The sequence below is a fragment of the Jeongeupia wiesaeckerbachi genome (assembly GCF_050916355.1).
Taxonomy (GTDB): domain Bacteria; phylum Pseudomonadota; class Gammaproteobacteria; order Burkholderiales; family Chitinibacteraceae; genus Jeongeupia; species Jeongeupia wiesaeckerbachi.
On sequence record NZ_CP136946.1, the window covers coordinates 3,522,125 to 3,540,302 of the forward strand.

The window sequence follows — 18,178 nt, forward strand, 5'->3', positions numbered from 1 at the left end:
CGATGGGCTGAGCGCAGCGAATACTCCAAGGGTATTAAGAGATTCCCTTCGGCAACACACGTGATTACGGCAAGCCAGCCGGGTTAGCCGCTCTGGGCGCCCCGACGGGCATAGCTCACCGTCAGCAACTCCCACTGATGCCCATCCGGCTCGTTCCAGTAAACATTGCCGTACACCGCGCCAATCTGCCGATCCACCGGGCCATTTACCGAGCTGCGATAGGCAATGCCCGCGGCCTTGATGCGGTCGAGGATGGCGTTGAACTCGTCCGGCCCCACGCGAAAGCAATAATGCTCGACCGGGAAATCTTCACCGGTTTCAAAGAAGTCGAGCGTCAAGCCTTCGTTGATGTACACCGGCGCGAACGGCCCCAAGCCCGTCTCCGCCCAAGGTACTCCGAGCAACTCGCCCAGCACCTTGGCCGATGCGGCCTTGTCTCGGCAAGACACGATGAAGTGATCAAGTTCTATCGTCATCGAGGCGCTCCTGCGTAAACAATCAGCTTGGCACGATTGGCACGCCATTGTGGATTGCGTTGGCTGCCAACCGCCGGTCCCCGGCTGGCGGGCGACTGCTTCGCCAGTAGCTGATGCAAGGCAAACCGAGACGGCCGGTGCTCCCGCGCTTCCCAAGGGGATTTGCTTCGCGGCACGGCCCTGCGCCGATCGCGGGCCAGCGCTGAAGCGCCGATTTGGCGGCTGTCGGAGTACGCTCGGCGATGACTGCGTCAGCTCAGCGCACTGGCGTTGCAAAGCCCTCCTCCAAATGATCTCCAGAATATTTTCTACGTCGCGATCCGTTTCCACCCCGTGGCTCGTCTTTAGTGTGTCCAACACAGAAGGAGACCTGCCATGGCCGACGATTCCGTCATTTTGATCAATCTGCTGAAGGTCCAACCCGGCAAGCAGGATGCGCTGATCGCGCTGTTGAAGCAGAACACCGACACGGTGATCCGCACGCTGCACGGCTGGAAAACGACCCGGCTGATCCCGGCGCTGGACGGCGCCAGCGTCGTCATCTATTCCGAGTGGGAGAGCCCCGCCGCCGTCGAGGCAATGCGCAGCGATCCGCGCATGCAAGCCTATTTCCCGCAGATCATCGCGCTGGCGAGCCTGGAATCGGTCGTGGGCTCGGCGGTGCTGAGCGACAGCTTTTGACGATGACCGCAAGCAGTCTCACCCCAGCCACAAAGGAGCACCACCATGGCGCGAATGGTCGTGATTTACCCGACACCAAAGAACGTCGAGGCATTTGATCGGCATTACTTCGACATCCACGTGCCGCTCGCCAAAAAGCTGCCGGGCCTGAGGAAGTATGAAGTCAGCGACGGCCGCATTGCCACACCCGCAGGCGCTGCCAACATTCATCGGATCGGCACGCTGTACTTCGACGATCTGGCGGCGATCGAAAAGGCGTTTGCCAGCGCGGAGGGCCAAGCGGCTGCGGCGGATCGCCGGCTTTTTGCGCCCGATGATTCGGGCGTGCAAATGTTCCTTTTCGACGATCGGGAAGTTTGACCCCATCCCGCGGCTCGCCTCGGCGGGCGGCCGCTCATGCAGCGTATATCGATGATCCATGGCGATCATCAAGACAGACGAAGAGGACTCAGCAATGTCAGCAGCAGCTTTTGTTCTGGTCCACGGCGGATGGCACAACCATTCGGCGTGGGACAAAGTGACGCCCATTCTTGAAGCCAAGGGCTACACGGCGTTGACGCTCGACCTGCCCGGCGCCGGGGTCAATACCATCGCGCCCGCCTCACTCGGTCGCCGCCCATTCGACCCGGCAGCGTTCGCCGCCGAACCGTCCCCCGTCGCCGGCGTGACGCAGGAAGCGCGAACGCAGGCGGTCGTCGACCTGGTCAAAAAAGCGGCAGCACTCAGCGACGGCAAGGTCATCCTGGTCGGACACTCGGCCGGCGGGATGACGATTTCGGCCGTTGCCGAGCAACTGCCGGATCAGCTACTGGCCGTCGTCTATCTGGCGGCGTTCATGGTGCCGAACGGCATGACCCTGCTGGCGATGCTCCAGCATGAAGCCCTGTCGTCGGCGCTCGCGCCCGGGCTGTTCATCGGCGATCCCGTCGCCATCGGTGCGACCAGAATCAATCCCGCATCCACCGATCCCGTCTACCGATCGCTGCTCAAAGCGACGTTCTATGCCGACGTGCCGGAGCCCGAATTCGCGCAGGCAGCGGCGCAACTTCACTATGACGAATCGAACGCCGGCGCCCTGGCGCCATCGGCCATCACGCCCGGCCGGTTTGGCACGGTGCCGCGCCATTACATCCGCTGCACCCAGGATCGCGCGATTCCCTTGACCGGTCAGGATCACATGATTGCGACGGTTGACGCCGCCATCGGCAGCACAACCACGGCCCACACACTGGAAAGCAGCCACTCGCCCTTCCTGTCACAAGCGGCCGCGCTGTCCAAGGTGCTCATCGGCATTGCGGCCCAAGCCTTCGCAGAACAAGAACGCGCCAGCGCGGTGGATCTCAATCCATGAACACGGCCGAATTCGAAGATTGCCTGATCGCGCTGCGGCCGCGCCTGCATCGCTACTGCGCGCGCATGACCGGATCGGCGGTCCATGGCGAAGATGTCTTGCAGGACACGCTAGTCAAAGCCCTTGACGCCCAAGCCCAGGGCGCCGTGGTCGACAATGTCGTCGGCTGGCTGTTTCGCATCGCCCACAACACCAGCCTCGACTTCCTGCGCGAGAGATCGCGGCACACGGTCGTGCCGCTCACCGACGACATCGAAGCCGAGGCCCTGCCCGAGGCGGAAATCGTCGCGATCGGCTTTCAGACGTTTCTGCGGCTGCCGGAGCTGCAGCGCTGCGCGGTCATCCTCAAGGATGTGCTGGGTCATTCGGTCGACGAGATCGCCCATATCGCCGATTGCTCGCCGCCCGCCGCCAAATCGGCGCTACAGCGCGGGCGCGCCGCGCTGCGGCAACTCGCGCAAGCGCCCGATGATGCCCGACTGCCGCTACTGTCCGATTCAGACCGGCAGAAGATCAGCGCTTATGTCCAGCTGTTTCAGAGCGGCGATTTCGACGCCGTCCGCGCCATGCTCGCCGATGACGTGAAGCTTGATCTGGTGAACCGGCTGCAACTGGCCGGGCGCGACAAGATCGGCATGTACTTCACCCGTTATGCCGAAGTGACCAAATGGCGCTTCGCCCTCGGCGCGGTCGAAGGGCAGCCGGCCATGCTGGTCTTCGACAGCACCGGGGCTATGGAAAGACCCGCGCATTTTGTGCTGATCGATTGGGCGGAAGGCCGGATCATCAAGATCCGGGATTTCTTGTTCACGCCCTATGTGCTTGAAGCTACCGACTGGGTGCGGTTGGGCTAAAGCGAGGACGGTGGTTGGCGCCTGTGCCGCAAATTGCGCGTACGGGATCGCGGACACGATCACCGATTCGGCAAAGCGAGCGCTGCCCGTGGCGTCTGGCTGCTGGAAGAGATGGGGCTTGCGTACCGCCGTCGAGAACGACGCCGATCCCTGCCCGGCCTCCTCGGCCTGCCTCTCGCAACGATCCCGCTCAAGGCACGAAGTCACGACCAAGTGTCGTTGACCGGATCAAACGTTCGAGTGCCCCCTTCGCTCTCCAAACGGCTCAGCACCGACTCGAAGCCGCTGCGCAGGCCGGTGTACTTCGCCAGAACGGTGTTGACTCTAGCCCTCCCGGTGCCATGGTTGGCCGCCGCAAAGGTATTTGCCGCGACGAGCGAAACAGCCGGGTGTCGAATTGCATTCGGTGCTGCGGCACGGACTGCATTCGGTGTGGCGATGTAGAACGCCAGCGCAGTGCTGTCGACCAGGTGGGCAAGCAGGTCGTCAAAGCTGGCCAGGACTTTTTTGCGCCACGCCTTGGTGGCACCACCGATCAAGCGGACCTCGATGTTGTTGCCGCCGGCGCCGGGGGTGTAACCCGTGCAAACAAGTTCGCACAGCTGCCACTGGAAGCGTTGTGAATAGCCGCCAAACAGGTGAGAGTGTTCATCGGGCTCCGGCGCCCCGGCACGCGTCACGATGGGAGGATTGGCACCATGACCAAAGTCCAGCGCGGCCAATCCCGCCCAGAGCGTCGCAAGCACCGGATTGAAGCTGTGCATCCGCGTCCGCCAGTTCGCGCCACCACCAAAAATCGACTGCAATGCGGTTTCGATGGTGCCAATGACATCACCGAACACATGGTCGCCCTGGGCTGGCGCCAGTGAAGGGGCAGCACCGGCGACGGGGGGCGCCGGCAATGCCAGCGCAATCGGGTTCTGGTAAGCACCAAAGCTCAGTAACGGCATGCTCGCGCCTTCATTAGCCTAGAAAATTGAAAAGCCCCGCATCGGCGGGGCTTTTCAATTTACGGCAGACCCACTCGAGACGTCTTATTTACTCGTCATTTCCAAGCCTGACTGTCGTTTTTGCAGAGCTTGAACGCTGAGCGACACAAAGCCAGACTTTTGCTGCACACGACACACAAAGCGGCATGTCCTTCTGCATCGTGTGCGGGGCGCCTGGCCAAGTCGTGTTCGATGCAACGACGCCCCCCAGGCACGTCAAGTGTCCTAAATGGTCAGCCGCGCGTCGTCCCAAACGCTGGCAGTCCTGCGGCATTCAACGTGTACATCACTTATCCGTCGGATTGGTTGCGGCATACCAATTATCAGAAGGGACCGGTGAGTTACGACGTGGAGTTTTAAAGCGTCCCGCTCAACGCGAACGGGACAGTAACGCTGTCCCGTTCGCGTTTTCAACAGCAGGAATCAGCGCATCTAGCGCTAACTTTCCTTGATGCGCCAACAGCAGATCGCGCCAATTGCCCCCTTATATCGAAGACAAAACCGTCGGTTCCGCCCGGCTGGCGGGCTACTTTCTTTGCTTCGCCAAAGAAGTGAGGCGCTGAGTACTCATGGGCACCCTCCCTTGCTCAAACCATCGTAGCACCATTACTTACACAACAATGACCTCAACTTGGTTATTTTAATAATGTGTATATACATATATAGTTACACTCAACGTCAAACAAGCCTACGCCATGAACCCCATCCGGCTACCCTGTTATTGCGGCTCGCTGCGGCAAGCGTCGCGAGTCGTCACACAACTGTACGACCAGATTCTCAAACCTTCCGGCGTCAAGATCACGCAATTCGGCATCTTGAAGCTGCTGGCAGCCTGCCCCGACATGACCACCGGCGGAATGGCCGAAGCCTTGGCGATGGATAGCACCACCCTGACCCGAACCTTGAAGATCATTCAGAACAATTGCTGGATCGACGTCGCGACCGGGGCCGACCGCCGTCAGCGCTGTTGGAACATCACCGAAGCCGGGTTGCAGCGCTTGCAAGACGCTGAGCCGCTATGGAAAAACGCGCAAAAAGAATTCGCCAGACTCGCCCATGACGTCGATCTAGATGGCTTGACCCGCACGGTCTTTCATCTGGTGCAAAAAGTCGGGGAGTAATTTTTTACCCCATTTATATGTATATACACATTTATAAAAAAGGAGGAAAAGCCATGAATGCCACCCCACTGGAAACCATCCAAGGCCTGAATTTTTCGGGCGCACATGTCGGCGCACTCGGCGATCTCGACCACTATCAGTTCTTTCTCCCGCAGGGCAAGGGGCGCGGCTATCCGGGCAAGCTGTTCCTGAAAGAACCGCTCGCCATGAGCGGCATGGAAGTATCGATTAATAAACTCGGCGCCGGGCAAAGCATGCCCTTTAACCACAAACATACCGCGCATGAAGAGTTGTATATCTTCCTTCGTGGCAGCGGCCAATTTCTCGTGGATGGCACCGTCATCAACGTGCAGGAAGGCAGCGTGATCCGCGTAGCTCCGGAGGGTGTGCGCACCTGGCGCAATCGGTCGCAGGAAGACCTCTATTACATCGTGATTCAAGCGATGGCAGGCAGCATGCAGGCGGCGACGATTGACGATGGCGTGATGTGCGCGGATAAACCAAGTTGGCCGGATTGAGTCCGTCCCGGCTTCGGTCGACACCTGCAAGCCAATTCCGAGGCCAGTAGCGGCCCCTAGCCGATAGCCATTCCTGGCCGGTTACGGCCGGACGTGAACGTATCGCTAGAATCCGCTTTGCGACCAACTACGGTTGCAACCGACACGCCCTGCCAAAGCGTTCAACGACCTCCGGAGTTGCAGGTCAATCTACCAGTACATCAGCACCGTTAAACAGCACATCTGGCGGTACAGACAGTGGTTTTGTCTTATTTGCTTTTTGCCAGTCAATTGACCCATTGTGAAAAACAAACGGCTTCTCTCCAACCAAGGCCGCTTGGTATGCGTACTTTCTGGAGACCGTTTCTTCATCAGCCGTCATCAACGGGATGCGTTCATCTGTTTCGCGAAACAGAAAATAGTAATCATTATTATATTTGGACATTTCAACGCCCCTGCTTCAAAATATAAGGAGACCACTTTTTGTAGTTTAATCCCTTCTTTATGTAAGGTGACTTATAAAGCCAAACTCTCTTTTCACCCTAACCACTAATCACCTAAGGCAACAAAATCAAAAAGCCCAGCGGTGCTGGGCTTAACTCTAAATGGGCAGCCAATCAGCCTATGGATAAGTAACGCCAAAGTCGGCAATAGGCACCAAAACCGCGCCATCGATACTGAACAGTGATGCAATGGATTTATGCACCACTACGTTCCCTTCCATCGTCCCGCCCATTTTGAAAAGTTGACGATCCTTTAACTGCACGCTTTCAATTTTTTCGTCATCAAGTGAGTATGTGTACACTTCATGCCGAATTTCATCTTCGAGATCAACCACATCATAAACCGATGTTTTTCTGTCCCAGCACTCAAAATACTTTGTGAACGTCAAATACCAATAGTTTTCGTGCCACTCGTTCTTGTGGTCAATATAAATTGCCGGCTGGATAGCCAAATCCGAAATATCCAATCCGACCAAGCGATCTCGAATTTCATCTCTAACTAAAATATTGGATCCATCGAAAAGTATTGTGGGAGGTGGATCAATTTGTTTCAATTTGGCTGTGTTTTGATAGTCAAGAGCACCATTGCGAAAAATAAGCGGCTTACTCCCCACAGGAAGAACGGTAAAACGATAGCGTGTGGACGCGGTATCCTCATCCGGCGTCATTTCCGGAAGTCGTTCATCTTGCGGTTTCAAAATAAAATAGTAGTCTTTATTGTACTTGCTCATTTCATCGACCTACCATCAAAGAAAATTCGGCGACTCGCCGATATTTGATGCCCTCGGACTTCTGTCCGGGGCCCTGTTTCATATTATGATCCCGACCGACCGGGCATGGATTTTTTACCCGTGAACGAGCGGAAACGGAATCAACGCCGGAACACCCATCAAGGTGTCCAGACATAAATGGCATTGCAACCCTTGTTAGCGGCGCCCGTCCGGGCGCTTTCTGAATAAGAGCTAGAATGCTCTTACTGACTGCATCCATTTTATGCTTTATCTTTTTTCTACGGTCTGGATCTTCGGCAGGACAATTGTCGGTCAGAAGATGTTCCAGCTCAGCCACTCGCGTTTTGACCATATCGTGATACGTCAATGGGTGTTGGCTATCGTCATCACCCTCATCAGCTTCCAACAAGGCTGTGTGATTGCCACGATGTGGCTGCACACCAAGGTGGCACGCACCCTGCAACGTCGATGGAATGAAAACCAAATTGGGAAGCAGGTTGATATCGTAACCGAACTGAGCGAGCTCTTTGCCCAGACCGGATCGTTTTACGCCTTCTGCCGAAATAATATGATGCGCCTGCATCAGTACACCGAAATGACGTGGGTGCTCTGGCATATCGGCCGTCGCATCTTTAATTCGCTTCAGGTAATGGCTGTCTTTTGCCGCATTGCCAAGCATATATTTTGCCTATTCCTATTCCGATTACTCGTACACAACGGTGCCAATGTGGCCACGCGGCGTCGTATGCTTGGAGCTGCCGCAGATCCGGCACTTCTTGTCGCGCTTGATCGCCTCGCGTCGCGCGGTAATGGTGCTCCGCGTGTTTCCCTTCACTCGTAACCCGCGCTGACGTGCTTGTCGCAGCTTGTCCCCCAAGCGGTGTAGCTGGTTCGCAGCATCCGAAAAATCCTCGATGCTGCGCGTGAACGCGTTGAATGCCTCCATAGCCCGCTCGATCTTTTTTGCGACCCCTGCCACCTTGGCACTGCTGGCTGCAATTCTGGCTGCCAGCGCTGTAATTCTCGCCGCGGCAGCAGCCCCGACGGTTAGCAACGCGGTCACGACCAGCAGGATGACCTCGATCATCAGGTAGGCCCCACCTTTGGCTGCGAGGTAGGCGTAAAAGTTGGGTGGGACTGCCTCGAAAGTCAGGCTCGCATAACCAAGGTAGGACAGCACGCTGTCGTGGTCGGCGATGATTTCAAGCACGACGTAGAAGTTCGGATCGTTCTTGATGTCTTTGGCCAGCTCCGGATCGATGTCCATCAGGACCGTATCGACAAACGACTGGATCGGCTTGGGATCTCCCTTCGCAATCAGCGTTGGCAGATTAAGGATGGCCTCGCGGTGAGCGTAGATTTTGCGAGCTTTCTCGGCCGCCTCAGTCGCAGTTTTGACCGTCTGATTGACCGTCGATTGAACAGCGGCGAGCTTTGCTTGCGCGCTTTGCGCCGCCTCGTCGTAGTTGGCTTGCCACCAGGCCCAGTTCATTAGCGTCTTGTCGGCGTTCTCGATAACGCCGGCGGCCTTGTTTGCCCGTGCGGTCAGGTCGTTCTGCATGCGAATCGCGTACACGCCGGCAGTGTCATAGACCGATCCTGCCGCATCGCTGATCTTGTCACCCAATGCGACCCAGGTTTTCTTCTCGAACATTTCAGCGAAATCTTCGCCCCAGCCGCTCACGCCGGCGGAAGCCCCCGACCAGGTTGCGTCAGCAAGCGCAGAAATCGGATCGGCATCCCATTTGCGCTGAAACGGCGCCATGGTATCGACCAGATTCAGGTAGGCCGCATCTAGGCGCTGAATGATCAGCTGCCTGTCATCGAAGATTTCTTTCTCGGTGACCGTCGGTTTGGCCTCGATGGTGACTGACCCGTCTTTTGGCGCGAGCACATGCTTGCTCTGTTCCCCACTATTCGCCATTACTTTTTGCTCCGATCCGTCAGGTCGACCTTGAGAGCGTTCGCGATCGTCTTGTTGTTCACATCCACCTTGAGGTTCTCGAGTGGCCAAGGCGTATTCCAGGCGTCGTCATAGAATGCGGCGGCCTTTACCCATGAAGCATCGTCACTCGGCAGAATCGGCATCACGGTGTTCATGCTGGCCGGTCCTTCAAAACTGTGGCTCGCCCCTTTGACGTCGATCTTGCCCGGGGCATGGATCTCGATGTTGCCGCCCTTGAGCCTGATATAGGCACCGCCCGAGGTCAGCAGTATTTCCTGGCCAGCATTGACGACGATTTTCTGGTTGGCGGTTTTGGCTAGATCTTTCGCTGCGTTGATGTCGATGCTGTCGCTTTGTGCCTGAAGTTGGACTTTGCCCTTGGCCGCAATCAGCTTCAGCGCGATCTGGCCCTTCACACCACTGACGAACAGGCTGATGTGTTCGCCGACGTTGTGCAGCCAGCGCCGTCCTGAAGTCTGCTGGGTGTCGCGTTGGGCGATCAGGTCGAGGTTGCTGCCGGCGGTGATGGCCTGGCTGTTGGGCGTGGTTTGGGCGAGGCCGGCCGGGGTGCTGACGACGATCAGGGCTTGTTTACCGGCTTGATCGCCTTTGGCGTCCTTCGAGGTATTGGTGCCGTTGGCCCAGCTTTTGAGGGCTTCCTTCAGGTGGTGCAGGTGGCCCTGCTGGGATTTGGCGGCCTTGGCATTGTCCTTGATGGTTTCCGGGCCGGTTTCGATGGTGTCGGCCAGTTGGTGGGTGGCAACGTCGCCGAGGCTGCTGGCCAGCTCGAAGGCGGCGTCGAGCTGGGATTGTGCCTGGCTGCGGTCGAGCTGGTTACCGCCGGCGCCGTTGGCCGCTTCGGTCGTGATCAGCAGGCCGTTCGCCGCGCGGAGCGCGCCGTGCTGGTCGGTTCTGAGTTCGAAGCCTTCGCCTCGCGGTGTGCCTTTGCCGTCGGATCGCGGCTGGATCAAAAAGCCCTGGTTCAACTGGGTCTTGCCGTGCTCGGAACTGAGCTTGGTGCGCACTTCGCCCTGGGTGTCGTCGAACAGCAGTTCGCCGTACTGACCACCACCGTGTTCCTTGGTCTTGATGCCGGAGAGGGTCTTGTTGGCCGGCAGGCTGCCGGCACCGCTGAAGGCCGGGACCGGGTGGCTGCCGTTGTAGACGACGCCGGTCACCAGCGGCCGGTCGATGTCGCCTTCGAGGAAGTCGACCAGCACTTCCTGACCGACGCGGGGGATGAACTGGTGGCCCCAGCCGGCACCGGCCGAGGGCATGGCGACGCGTAGCCAGCAGCTGCTCTTGTCGTCGAGATTGGCGCCGTAGTCGGGGTGTTCCTGCGTCCGCTGCCAGTGGAACTGCACCTTGATGCGGCCGAGTTCGTCGGTGTGGACTTCGCCGGCCGAGTTTGAATCGGCGGAACCGCCTCGGGGACCGACCACGGTGGCGGTCTGCACGCCACGGCTGGTCGGCTTGCTGTGGGGCTGGTAGTCCGGCGTCAGCGGGATGCCGCGGCGCTGGGCGTCGAATCGGGCCGTGAACGGTGCGGCTTGCGTGCTGCTGGCCACCTTTGCGCCCTGCAGCGATGGCAACAGCCGGGCCAGCTCGTCCGGCAGGTTGTTGTTGGCGGTGAAACGCACGCCGGTGACGGTGAATTCGCGATCTTCCGGTGCATCGAAGTCGTGCGCCGGATGGTCGAGCAGGGTGAACCACTGGCCGGGCTCGAGTGAGCGCACCGTGGCTTCGCCGCTGAAGCCCTTCTTGTTCAGGTCGTGCGCCTGCTGGCGCAGCCGGGCGTAGCGGTTCAGGTCTTCGCTATCGCTGCCGTAGTACAGCGTTTGCGGATCATAGTCGTCGAGGCTGACTTCAGCCTGTGAGCCACTGCCCTGCTCGGTGCTGCTGGCGCTGGCGGCGTCACCGCTGCGGGTCGGCTTGTAGTCGAAACTGCTCAGGCTGGCCTGGCCGGGGCCGAGCTGGCGCTGCGAATCCCAGCCGGTGATGGTGTCGTCGGCTTCGGTCGCGTCGGCGCGGTGGAAACGGATGCGCGCTTGCGCCAGTTGCGGCAACGCGTAGGCGTCGTCGAACACCCGCATCGTCACCATCGGCGTCTCACCGCCTTGATGGGCGAAGCGGTAGCTCAGTCCCTCTTCGGCCAGCAGGCGCTGGACGAAGTCGAGGTCACTCTCGCGGTACTGCAGGCAGTAGCTACGCGGGGCGTAGGTCTGGCCCAGCTCAAACTCGACGGCGAAGTGCGACTGGATGACCGCGTTGCGGCCCTGATGCTCGGCGACGATCGCCTTGACGATGTCGGGGACCGACTGGTCCTGGAACACCCGGCTGGTGCGGCGATGCCGCAGCAGCGCCAGCGGCGGTTCGATCGTCAGCCGGTAGCGGGCAAAGCCGCCGTCCGAACCGAGCGATTCGGCCGTGGTGACAATGCCGGTGCGCACCACGCTGCCGCCGTCGGCGGTCTCGACCCCCAGCTCCGCCGGCAGGCCCAGCAGCGACTTCAGTTCGAGCTCGGCATCCGGCGACAGGCATTCGAGTCCGTAGCGGTACGGCTGCGACAGCGTTTCGTCAGCGCGCAGCGTCTGCGGCAGCAACTGCTCGCCGAAGGCGCCGCCCTCGGCCAGTTGCAGCGTCAGCAGGCGCCGGTCTTGCGCGAAGGCAGAGGCAAACGCCGCGAGAAGCTGATTGATTTCCATCGAAATTCAAACAATATTTGTCAGAATAACAGATGGTATCGTTAAGCAAAAAACTGGGCAATGTTCACCCGTCAATCGGCGACCGATCACAAGTGCGCCCATGTTGGGGTTGCATGACCACGCAGTCGTGGGTCCCCAAAGGCCCCCTCAGCGACATCACCGCCGAAGTCCCGTATCGCTCATAGGCCTTTTTTCGTCGCGGCATACTAAGCGTTCCGGTTCGCATAGATCGACAGCAGCCGTCGCCATCGTTGAAACGCAAAGCAACTGACCAAATACTACTTGTCAGGGATCTCTGCAGCTTCACACCACATAGTTGCCAAAAAAAAGCCTCGCATCCGCGAGGCTTTTATCTTTTCAGGGGGCGCCCCGATGACGTTTTATGTGTCGTCGAGTGCACGCTTATATGTCGTTTGGACAAACTTATGTGTCGTTCGACGACGAACCGTCGGGCGACAGATAATTTTTCATTTCAGTATATTAATAATCAATACCTTACGAACGGAAACGACATCAGCTCGCTCCAAGCGGCGACACATAATTTTTCACTGCAGGCGAAACACGACACATAATTCTTCATTCAGATCTACGGTCTTTGTAGGCTCCCAATCACCGTATGGGTGGCGGTGACTTAAAACATCCAGTTCAAAATCGACAGTTCGTATTTCCTTCTACTCTAAGTTTCAAGCCATCAGGCACACCAAGCCGAGCAGCGCACTCGGCCCGCTCGAAAGTTTTTCGAGGGCCTTTTGCTGCACTTCATTCCGATCTTCAGCAATTAATTTCATGCGTCCACAAGCAAGTGCAGCAGCAAATTCAAGCGATGCCGCTCCATAGGCATGGTCGTGACGGGAAAAGACCTTCAATAAAAACTCCTTCATCAGGCAACTCAAGTGAGGACTCGACGAGTAATCTAGTTCTGAGGGATGAGCTGCACGCAAAATGCAAGCCTGTAGGAGATTGTCGTTGAATCTCAAAAAATTCTCTGGTGACAAGACAACTGATTCATAACCATTCGGTTTCAGCTGATTGGCAGGAACTTTCATATCCCTTGCGGCCTGAAGGACTGATGCCACTGTTGTGTAGGTGGTACTCTCTGGAACATCGTTTAGTGTTCCGTTAAATACATCGCCAAAAAAGAGAAATCCATCGGATAAGCTGAGACTGGCGCCACTGCTGGTAGGTAGGAATCCATTGTCGGCATCTCTAATACTCTGCACCGCGAGGTCCACTGACTGGGTAAGAATTGACTTGCTGACTCCAGAAACCGAAGGTAGCTCCATCTGGGCTTTTTCTGCGCACTTACTCAAACCCTGCCAAGCATTGACTGTACCTTCGGAACCTATTGGTAAGACTAACCACGTAGAGAACCCATATTCCCGTGTGCTCGGATTCCTCACAAGGAACTGCTGAAGACGCTGCCAAGTCTCTTCGCTCTGCGGTAAGCCAACACCCGCAAGAAAATGACGAGGCACATCCGAAGTCAAGAACTCGCGTAGGTCGCGACTAATTTCACGGAGTAAACCACCATCACCGGCCACAGCATGTACAACTAAGACGCCTTTTGCTCGATTCAAAATAGTGTCTGTGAGGTCCGTATATGAAATAATTGCTGGCCGTATAGCTGAACCTTTCGCTGCTTGAAGAACATTTGCGGCAGCTTCGGCCAAGGTTTGGGAGCCAGTGTCACCAGCATGAATAATGTGATCGATAGCAACCGATACACGCCAATCAATTTCATGTTTCAACCAAGTTAGAAGCTCCGTGTCACTTGCAACAACGTTACTATCGAGACAAACAAGGCGTGGCGCGAGTCTCCCAGCGGGCTGAGTGTTTAAATTGACCAGCCCCTGGCGGCCGAACCGGGTTAGAAATTTTCTAAGAGGTTTGGGCTCGTGCGGCATACCAAGAGTGACAGCCCGCGGGGGCTTTGCTTTTGACGAAAAATGTTCGCCGAAAATTTCAATTTGGGTCTCCGTTCCATCGGCCATCGGCTTGCGATAGGAAGGAGTCAGATCATCCAGCGCGATCAACACGTTGCCTGTGCGGCCTGATCTAGTTGTGTCGATCAACGTCAATATGCGCTCATCGTCAAACCTTTGATCACTGTGTAGTGTGCGCGCCATTCCGCCACTCGTTGAAGCAGAAATGACTACAGCATAGGGCTCGGTAGGTGGTGAAAGCTCAGAGAGTTCGGCATAAGAATGGAAGCTATGAATCACTGCACGGCTATTTGCGAAGGTCAATGCCTCGCGCACGATCGAATAGATACCCATGCTATCTATGAAAACAGTGGATAACTGAGGAAGGGTAAGCGCCTTTAAACGATGTGCAAGACACCGTCCAACGAATGCCAATTCCACTTCGCATGTCGCAAGTTCTCGCGCTTGAATAAAGAGCTTGTTTACGGTTTTCGATGGATGTCTGAAGACGTGCCCGGCTGGGGCAATTTGGACTACAGGATTGCTATCTATAAGTCCGTGCAGCCCTTGGCTGATGAAACTGTCTATGGGAAGGGTGAAATTTGCGGCCGCTCCGCCTGATCCGTGCGCGTTTTTGACACTGAGCCCAGCAGTGGGATCCCAAGCCACAAAGTAGTAGCTTTTGATAAATGGCACGTTTTTGCGCATTCCCCGCTGCTGAAAGATATGCTGCTGAGCAGTCGAGGTTGTCCAGTTCTCTTGGAGAGAAACGAGATTGGTTTCATCCGCAATGATGACCACGCAGTCGGGTAGCGTCTTAAGTTGTGGTAGCGACTCATCGAGCTCATCAAAAAAAACGAGTTCAGACATCGAGTGCTTTGTATCAAAGAAAACGCAAAGCGCATCAATTTCCTTCCCTGTTGATGTACAGGTACCACGTGCATTAAAAGAATAGGCTTTGCGCATCATCTTCTGAGGGGAATGAGTAGAGATACAACGGCACCTGCGGCCGCAGCCAACTGCTTTTCAGACCAATCTTCAAAGGCGAATGGATCCCGGACGTCGTTTTGAGAGAACGCATTAAACAAGCTCAGTCGCCCAGATCGTATGCGGATCATCCCGCCGATCTTGCGAAGCTCCTCAAGCACGTCTGGCAATCCATTACCAGAGCCCGCTTTTCGCTTTGTTGAGGCATTTTTCTGCAGGCAATCCAATAATGCTATGCGTTCTTCTTCTAAAGAGAGCTCCGACACCAACTTTCCAGTCGCTCGACTAGCAAAGCCGGGGCCTGTATCAAAAAAGCTAAGTTGCAGGCAGCGTAGAGCCATTTCGCCGCCACTACGAACAGGCACCCGTTCTCGTTCCCAAAACTCACCTAGAAGGGGGTGCCCTTCAAAATCTTCTCGATATGATGCCTCATCCATTTGGGCCCAACTGACGATAAGGCCTTCGGCATGTTCTAAGTAAGGCTTGTTCCGATAATCGCTTGTTGCATGTTCTTGAGTATTCTTAAGAAGCTCGCTTGCAAATACCGCGCTGGCTCGAATAAAAGGCTGAGGAATATTGTTTGCATCGTCTTTTGCAATAAATTCGCTCAGTGAGGAAAGCATCAGAAACATGCCCTCCTTGCGCTTTACCGCATCTTTGTTCCGTGCGGTGAATAATGGCCTCAAATATTGGACCTTTGCACCACTGACGCAGGTAAAATCAATCGTCCGACCCTTTATAATATCGCGCCATATCACGCCATCAGTCGATGCCATTTTGTCCGTGGTGGGCTCAAGAGCATCGCGCCTTTGAATCAATTTCTCACCAATGACCACACCATCACACAAACGTAGCGCCGTTATGCCGGGTGCGTAGTCACACAGTTCCTCTAAAACAGTTTGCTGCTGGTTAGCACTGTGATAGTGCAGCTGACGCTCTTGAGCTAGACGGGCCCAAGTAACTAGCAATTGGAGCCTAGCTGCATCGTGCAGCGCGCCTTTGCGCCGACCCACAAAGCTTCTATTGAGCTGTAATGGGGCGCCTGCACTTGTCACGATTCGCTGCATTGCGCTTTCAATACTCTCAAGCGTCCATCCGTCCGTTAAGACGAGAGGTTCCATTACACAATCCTAGAGTGTTGTCTGAGTAAGTAGTCAGCAATCATTCGTCATGCTCTTGCTCAACAGCTCACGAATTTTCGGCTCGGGCTTCCAGTAGTTCGGTCCCTTTAGGAACTTTCCGTTCTGGTCGTAAATCGGGTTCCCATCAGCCCCTAATTTGCTCTCATTACTATCCATGATGATGTTTAGGACATCCTCGAGAGGCAAACCATACTTGAGTGCCTCCGAACGACAATAGACTATGACGTCGCCTAGCAAGTCGGCTATAGCTACCGCAACTTCGAGCTTTGACGCACCAGAGCCCGCCATCGCTACGATGTCATCAATCTCATGGACTTCCTCCATTAGCGTGGCTTTGAACTTGGTTAAGCGGTCAGCAAAGTCAGCAGGAATTACTGGACTGTCGTGAGCCGCCAATCGGTACATCGCATTCATCGCTGCGATTCGCTCAGGGAATGGGCGCGTCATTAGTAGCCTCGTGTGTTCTCGAAGTAAAGTTGCAGAGTCAAAGGATACTTGACATGCCGCAATGAACCAAGGCGAGCATATGGGAGGGTGACGCGGCCGCCTCTGGCGCGAAACGTCCGCTAATCCGGACCTGGCTTTCGGCCTATGGCTGCGTGCTCCGTTCAGGCAGCGGTTTGAATTTTCAAACATCGCGGCCAAAGCTGCCACCCCCAGCACCGCGGATGCGCATGATCGCCTCCGTTTGCAAAGCCGTGTTACGGGATGATTTGCTCCTGGTCAACAAACTTTCCATAGATCTGCAGCGCGGGTACTAGATGGGCGTCAGCGTAGGCACAACCCAAGGTGCCCAGCGCTTTCTGCCCTTGCTTGTCGGCGGCCTCCGGTGAGTGCCCTTTGCCATCTCTGAGAGCGGCCAGCATCTGGGAGTAGCCCGGCTCCCAAGCCGTGAGGTCGAGGAAACTTGCGCGCAAAGCAGACAGGATACGCATACCGGACCAATCCAGATCACCCCAGAAGAAGGCGGGAATGGCATCTTGGCCAAAGAGCCAAGCCTCAAAACCATCTCGAAGATTTTGATCGATACCGCCACGCGCGGCATAGAAGAGAGAGCAGCCATCCGGCGTACGCAGCCGCAGAGCACTTCCTTTGAAGCCCGAGGCATAGATCAGTGCTAATCCATCGAACGCTGAGCTCGTCGAGCGAATAGCACGCTCGAAACTCATAAGGTTCTCGATGAATAGCACGCCCCTAAAACCCACCGGCGGCAAAAACACCTGAAGCTGAATCGGAGCCTCCGGAAACGGACATTCATCGACACCCAAGACTGCGGCGATGAGGCCCTGTCGCTTGTCCAAAACCTTCGACATACCCCAGAACAGCTGAGAGGAAACTTCTCGAAGCAGCATGGGCTTGCCGGCAAGAGCAGGGAGCTCGTTCAGCCGTTCCACAACCTCTGTCATTTTGTGGTCCGGCATGTCGATGCAGAACTCGGAGACGGCGGCTTTGACCTCCGGGGGGTCCAGTGCAAAGCGCACGGCCTCCTTCACCAGGGCCATGACGAACGCCGGGGAGCCGCCCGTTGCGGCATAGATTTGCAGGGCAATATCGTGCCGATCCAGATGCGGCACAGCTTGAAATTGCAGCTTGTGCAGCAGCGTCTGCTTGATCTGGGCGAGGAAAAGCAACAACGCCCCAGGTTCCGCCGTCGTCCCGACCCGCAGGGGTGGTAGCGAAAATTCCAGTGGGAAACGTCGCGCCAGTTGGCTATCGATAGCAAGAATCGGGGCGAACTGAGGCAAGCCGACCAGGCAAAATGTCACCCTGGTTTGATTCACCACGGACTTAATCCAGTTGCAAACGTTCGTGTTGACCCTCGCGCCTGTTTTACGGATATCGAACAGATGGTGAAACTCATCCAGGAGCACCAGTTTCGTTTCACACTCGGCCAGCAGCTTGCAGAGCCGCTGGGTCATCTGCCCGGTATTACCGGCCTGCGGGCTGGGGTCGTTCAGTTTGGTCAGCAGACTGGCTGCGACACTTTTGACGGTCGCCGGTGACGGCACCTCCGCATAAAAGGCCGGGATCAGCGTCTTTTCCAGCCGCTGTTCGACTTTGATCGCGTGGGGCATCTGCGCCAGAATGGCCCGGCAAACCGTGGTTTTGCCCATGCCGCCGTCGGCCAAGAGCAGGCTGCCCACTGGCTCGCGATACACCTGAGATTTTGCGACGCAGTCTTGAATACCCTGTAAGGCCTGTTCCCAAGCCGGATGGGGGACAACAACCTTATCGAGCAGCGCAACACGTTGGAGCGTAGTGATGTTCTGCATA

Annotated in this window: 17 protein-coding genes; 6 read left to right on the forward strand and 11 right to left on the reverse strand. The window is 56.5% G+C overall.

Features of this window, described 5'->3' with window-relative positions:
* Positions 1–83 precede the first annotated feature (83 nt).
* On the reverse strand, positions 84–476 hold the full coding sequence (locus tag R0382_RS16975; protein ID WP_432721135.1) for a VOC family protein: 393 nt from the start codon (positions 474–476) through the stop codon (positions 84–86).
* A gap of 375 nt (positions 477–851) precedes the next feature.
* Between R0382_RS16975 and R0382_RS16980 the strand changes: the two genes are divergently transcribed.
* Genes R0382_RS16980 through R0382_RS16995 form a run of 4 tightly spaced genes read left to right on the forward strand, consistent with a single transcriptional unit; the run spans position 852 to position 3,362 of the window.
* Positions 852–1,157 (forward strand): putative quinol monooxygenase, encoded by a 306-nt coding sequence (locus R0382_RS16980; RefSeq protein ID WP_432721137.1) that lies wholly within the window; start codon positions 852–854, stop codon positions 1,155–1,157.
* Positions 1,158–1,211: 54 nt separating this feature from the next.
* Positions 1,212–1,517, forward strand: coding sequence for an EthD family reductase (locus tag R0382_RS16985; RefSeq protein WP_432721139.1), 306 nt, complete (start codon positions 1,212–1,214; stop codon positions 1,515–1,517).
* Positions 1,518–1,575: 58 nt separating this feature from the next.
* A complete protein-coding gene (locus R0382_RS16990) occupies positions 1,576–2,508 on the forward strand; it encodes an alpha/beta fold hydrolase (RefSeq protein WP_432721141.1) in 933 nt (310 codons plus the stop codon).
* Positions 2,505–3,362, forward strand: a complete 858-nt coding sequence (locus tag R0382_RS16995) for a sigma-70 family RNA polymerase sigma factor (RefSeq protein WP_432721143.1) — start codon at positions 2,505–2,507, stop codon at positions 3,360–3,362. Before R0382_RS16990 ends, R0382_RS16995 begins: the two co-directional genes overlap by 4 nt.
* Before the next feature lie 203 nt (positions 3,363–3,565).
* Here R0382_RS16995 and R0382_RS17000 read toward each other — a convergent pair whose 3' ends face one another.
* Complete coding sequence (locus tag R0382_RS17000; RefSeq protein ID WP_432721145.1) at positions 3,566–4,312, reverse strand: hypothetical protein; 747 nt, start codon at positions 4,310–4,312, stop codon at positions 3,566–3,568.
* Between the two features lie 734 nt (positions 4,313–5,046).
* On the opposite strand from R0382_RS17000, the gene R0382_RS17005 reads away from it, so the two are divergent.
* Both R0382_RS17005 and R0382_RS17010 read left to right on the forward strand, forming a co-directional pair.
* Positions 5,047–5,472, forward strand: coding sequence for a MarR family winged helix-turn-helix transcriptional regulator (locus tag R0382_RS17005; RefSeq protein WP_432721147.1), 426 nt, complete (start codon positions 5,047–5,049; stop codon positions 5,470–5,472).
* Between the two features lie 53 nt (positions 5,473–5,525).
* A complete protein-coding gene (locus R0382_RS17010; RefSeq protein ID WP_432721149.1) occupies positions 5,526–5,990 on the forward strand; it encodes a cupin domain-containing protein in 465 nt (154 codons plus the stop codon).
* A 184-nt stretch (positions 5,991–6,174) separates the two neighbouring features.
* Here R0382_RS17010 and R0382_RS17015 read toward each other — a convergent pair whose 3' ends face one another.
* From R0382_RS17015 to R0382_RS17055, 9 genes are all read right to left on the reverse strand, one after another.
* Complete coding sequence (locus tag R0382_RS17015) at positions 6,175–6,414, reverse strand: hypothetical protein (RefSeq protein WP_432721151.1); 240 nt, start codon at positions 6,412–6,414, stop codon at positions 6,175–6,177.
* A 177-nt stretch (positions 6,415–6,591) separates the two neighbouring features.
* A complete protein-coding gene (locus R0382_RS17020) occupies positions 6,592–7,203 on the reverse strand; it encodes a hypothetical protein (RefSeq protein WP_432721152.1) in 612 nt (203 codons plus the stop codon).
* Between the two features lies 1 nt (position 7,204).
* Positions 7,205–7,882: an AHH domain-containing protein gene (locus tag R0382_RS17025; protein WP_432721154.1), complete on the reverse strand. Its 678-nt coding sequence runs from the start codon at positions 7,880–7,882 to the stop codon at positions 7,205–7,207.
* A 24-nt stretch (positions 7,883–7,906) separates the two neighbouring features.
* Entirely contained in the window at positions 7,907–9,097 is a 1,191-nt protein-coding gene (locus R0382_RS17030; protein WP_432721156.1) for a hypothetical protein, read from the reverse strand.
* Between the two features lie 29 nt (positions 9,098–9,126).
* Positions 9,127–11,853 carry a type VI secretion system Vgr family protein gene (locus R0382_RS17035; protein WP_432721158.1) on the reverse strand — a complete coding sequence of 909 codons (2,727 nt, stop codon included), beginning with the start codon at positions 11,851–11,853 and terminating at the stop codon, positions 9,127–9,129.
* Between the two features lie 683 nt (positions 11,854–12,536).
* The gene (locus R0382_RS17040) at positions 12,537–14,741 is read right to left on the reverse strand and encodes a hypothetical protein (RefSeq protein WP_432721160.1); all 2,205 of its coding nucleotides are present in this window, start codon (positions 14,739–14,741) and stop codon (positions 12,537–12,539) included.
* Positions 14,741–15,883, reverse strand: a complete 1,143-nt coding sequence (locus tag R0382_RS17045) for a hypothetical protein (protein ID WP_432721162.1) — start codon at positions 15,881–15,883, stop codon at positions 14,741–14,743. Before R0382_RS17045 ends, R0382_RS17040 begins: the two co-directional genes overlap by 1 nt.
* Positions 15,884–15,916: 33 nt before the next feature.
* Positions 15,917–16,351, reverse strand: coding sequence for a hypothetical protein (locus R0382_RS17050; protein WP_432721164.1), 435 nt, complete (start codon positions 16,349–16,351; stop codon positions 15,917–15,919).
* A 254-nt stretch (positions 16,352–16,605) separates the two neighbouring features.
* Complete coding sequence (locus R0382_RS17055; protein ID WP_432721166.1) at positions 16,606–18,177, reverse strand: TniB family NTP-binding protein; 1,572 nt, start codon at positions 18,175–18,177, stop codon at positions 16,606–16,608.
* Position 18,178: the final 1 nt, after the last annotated feature.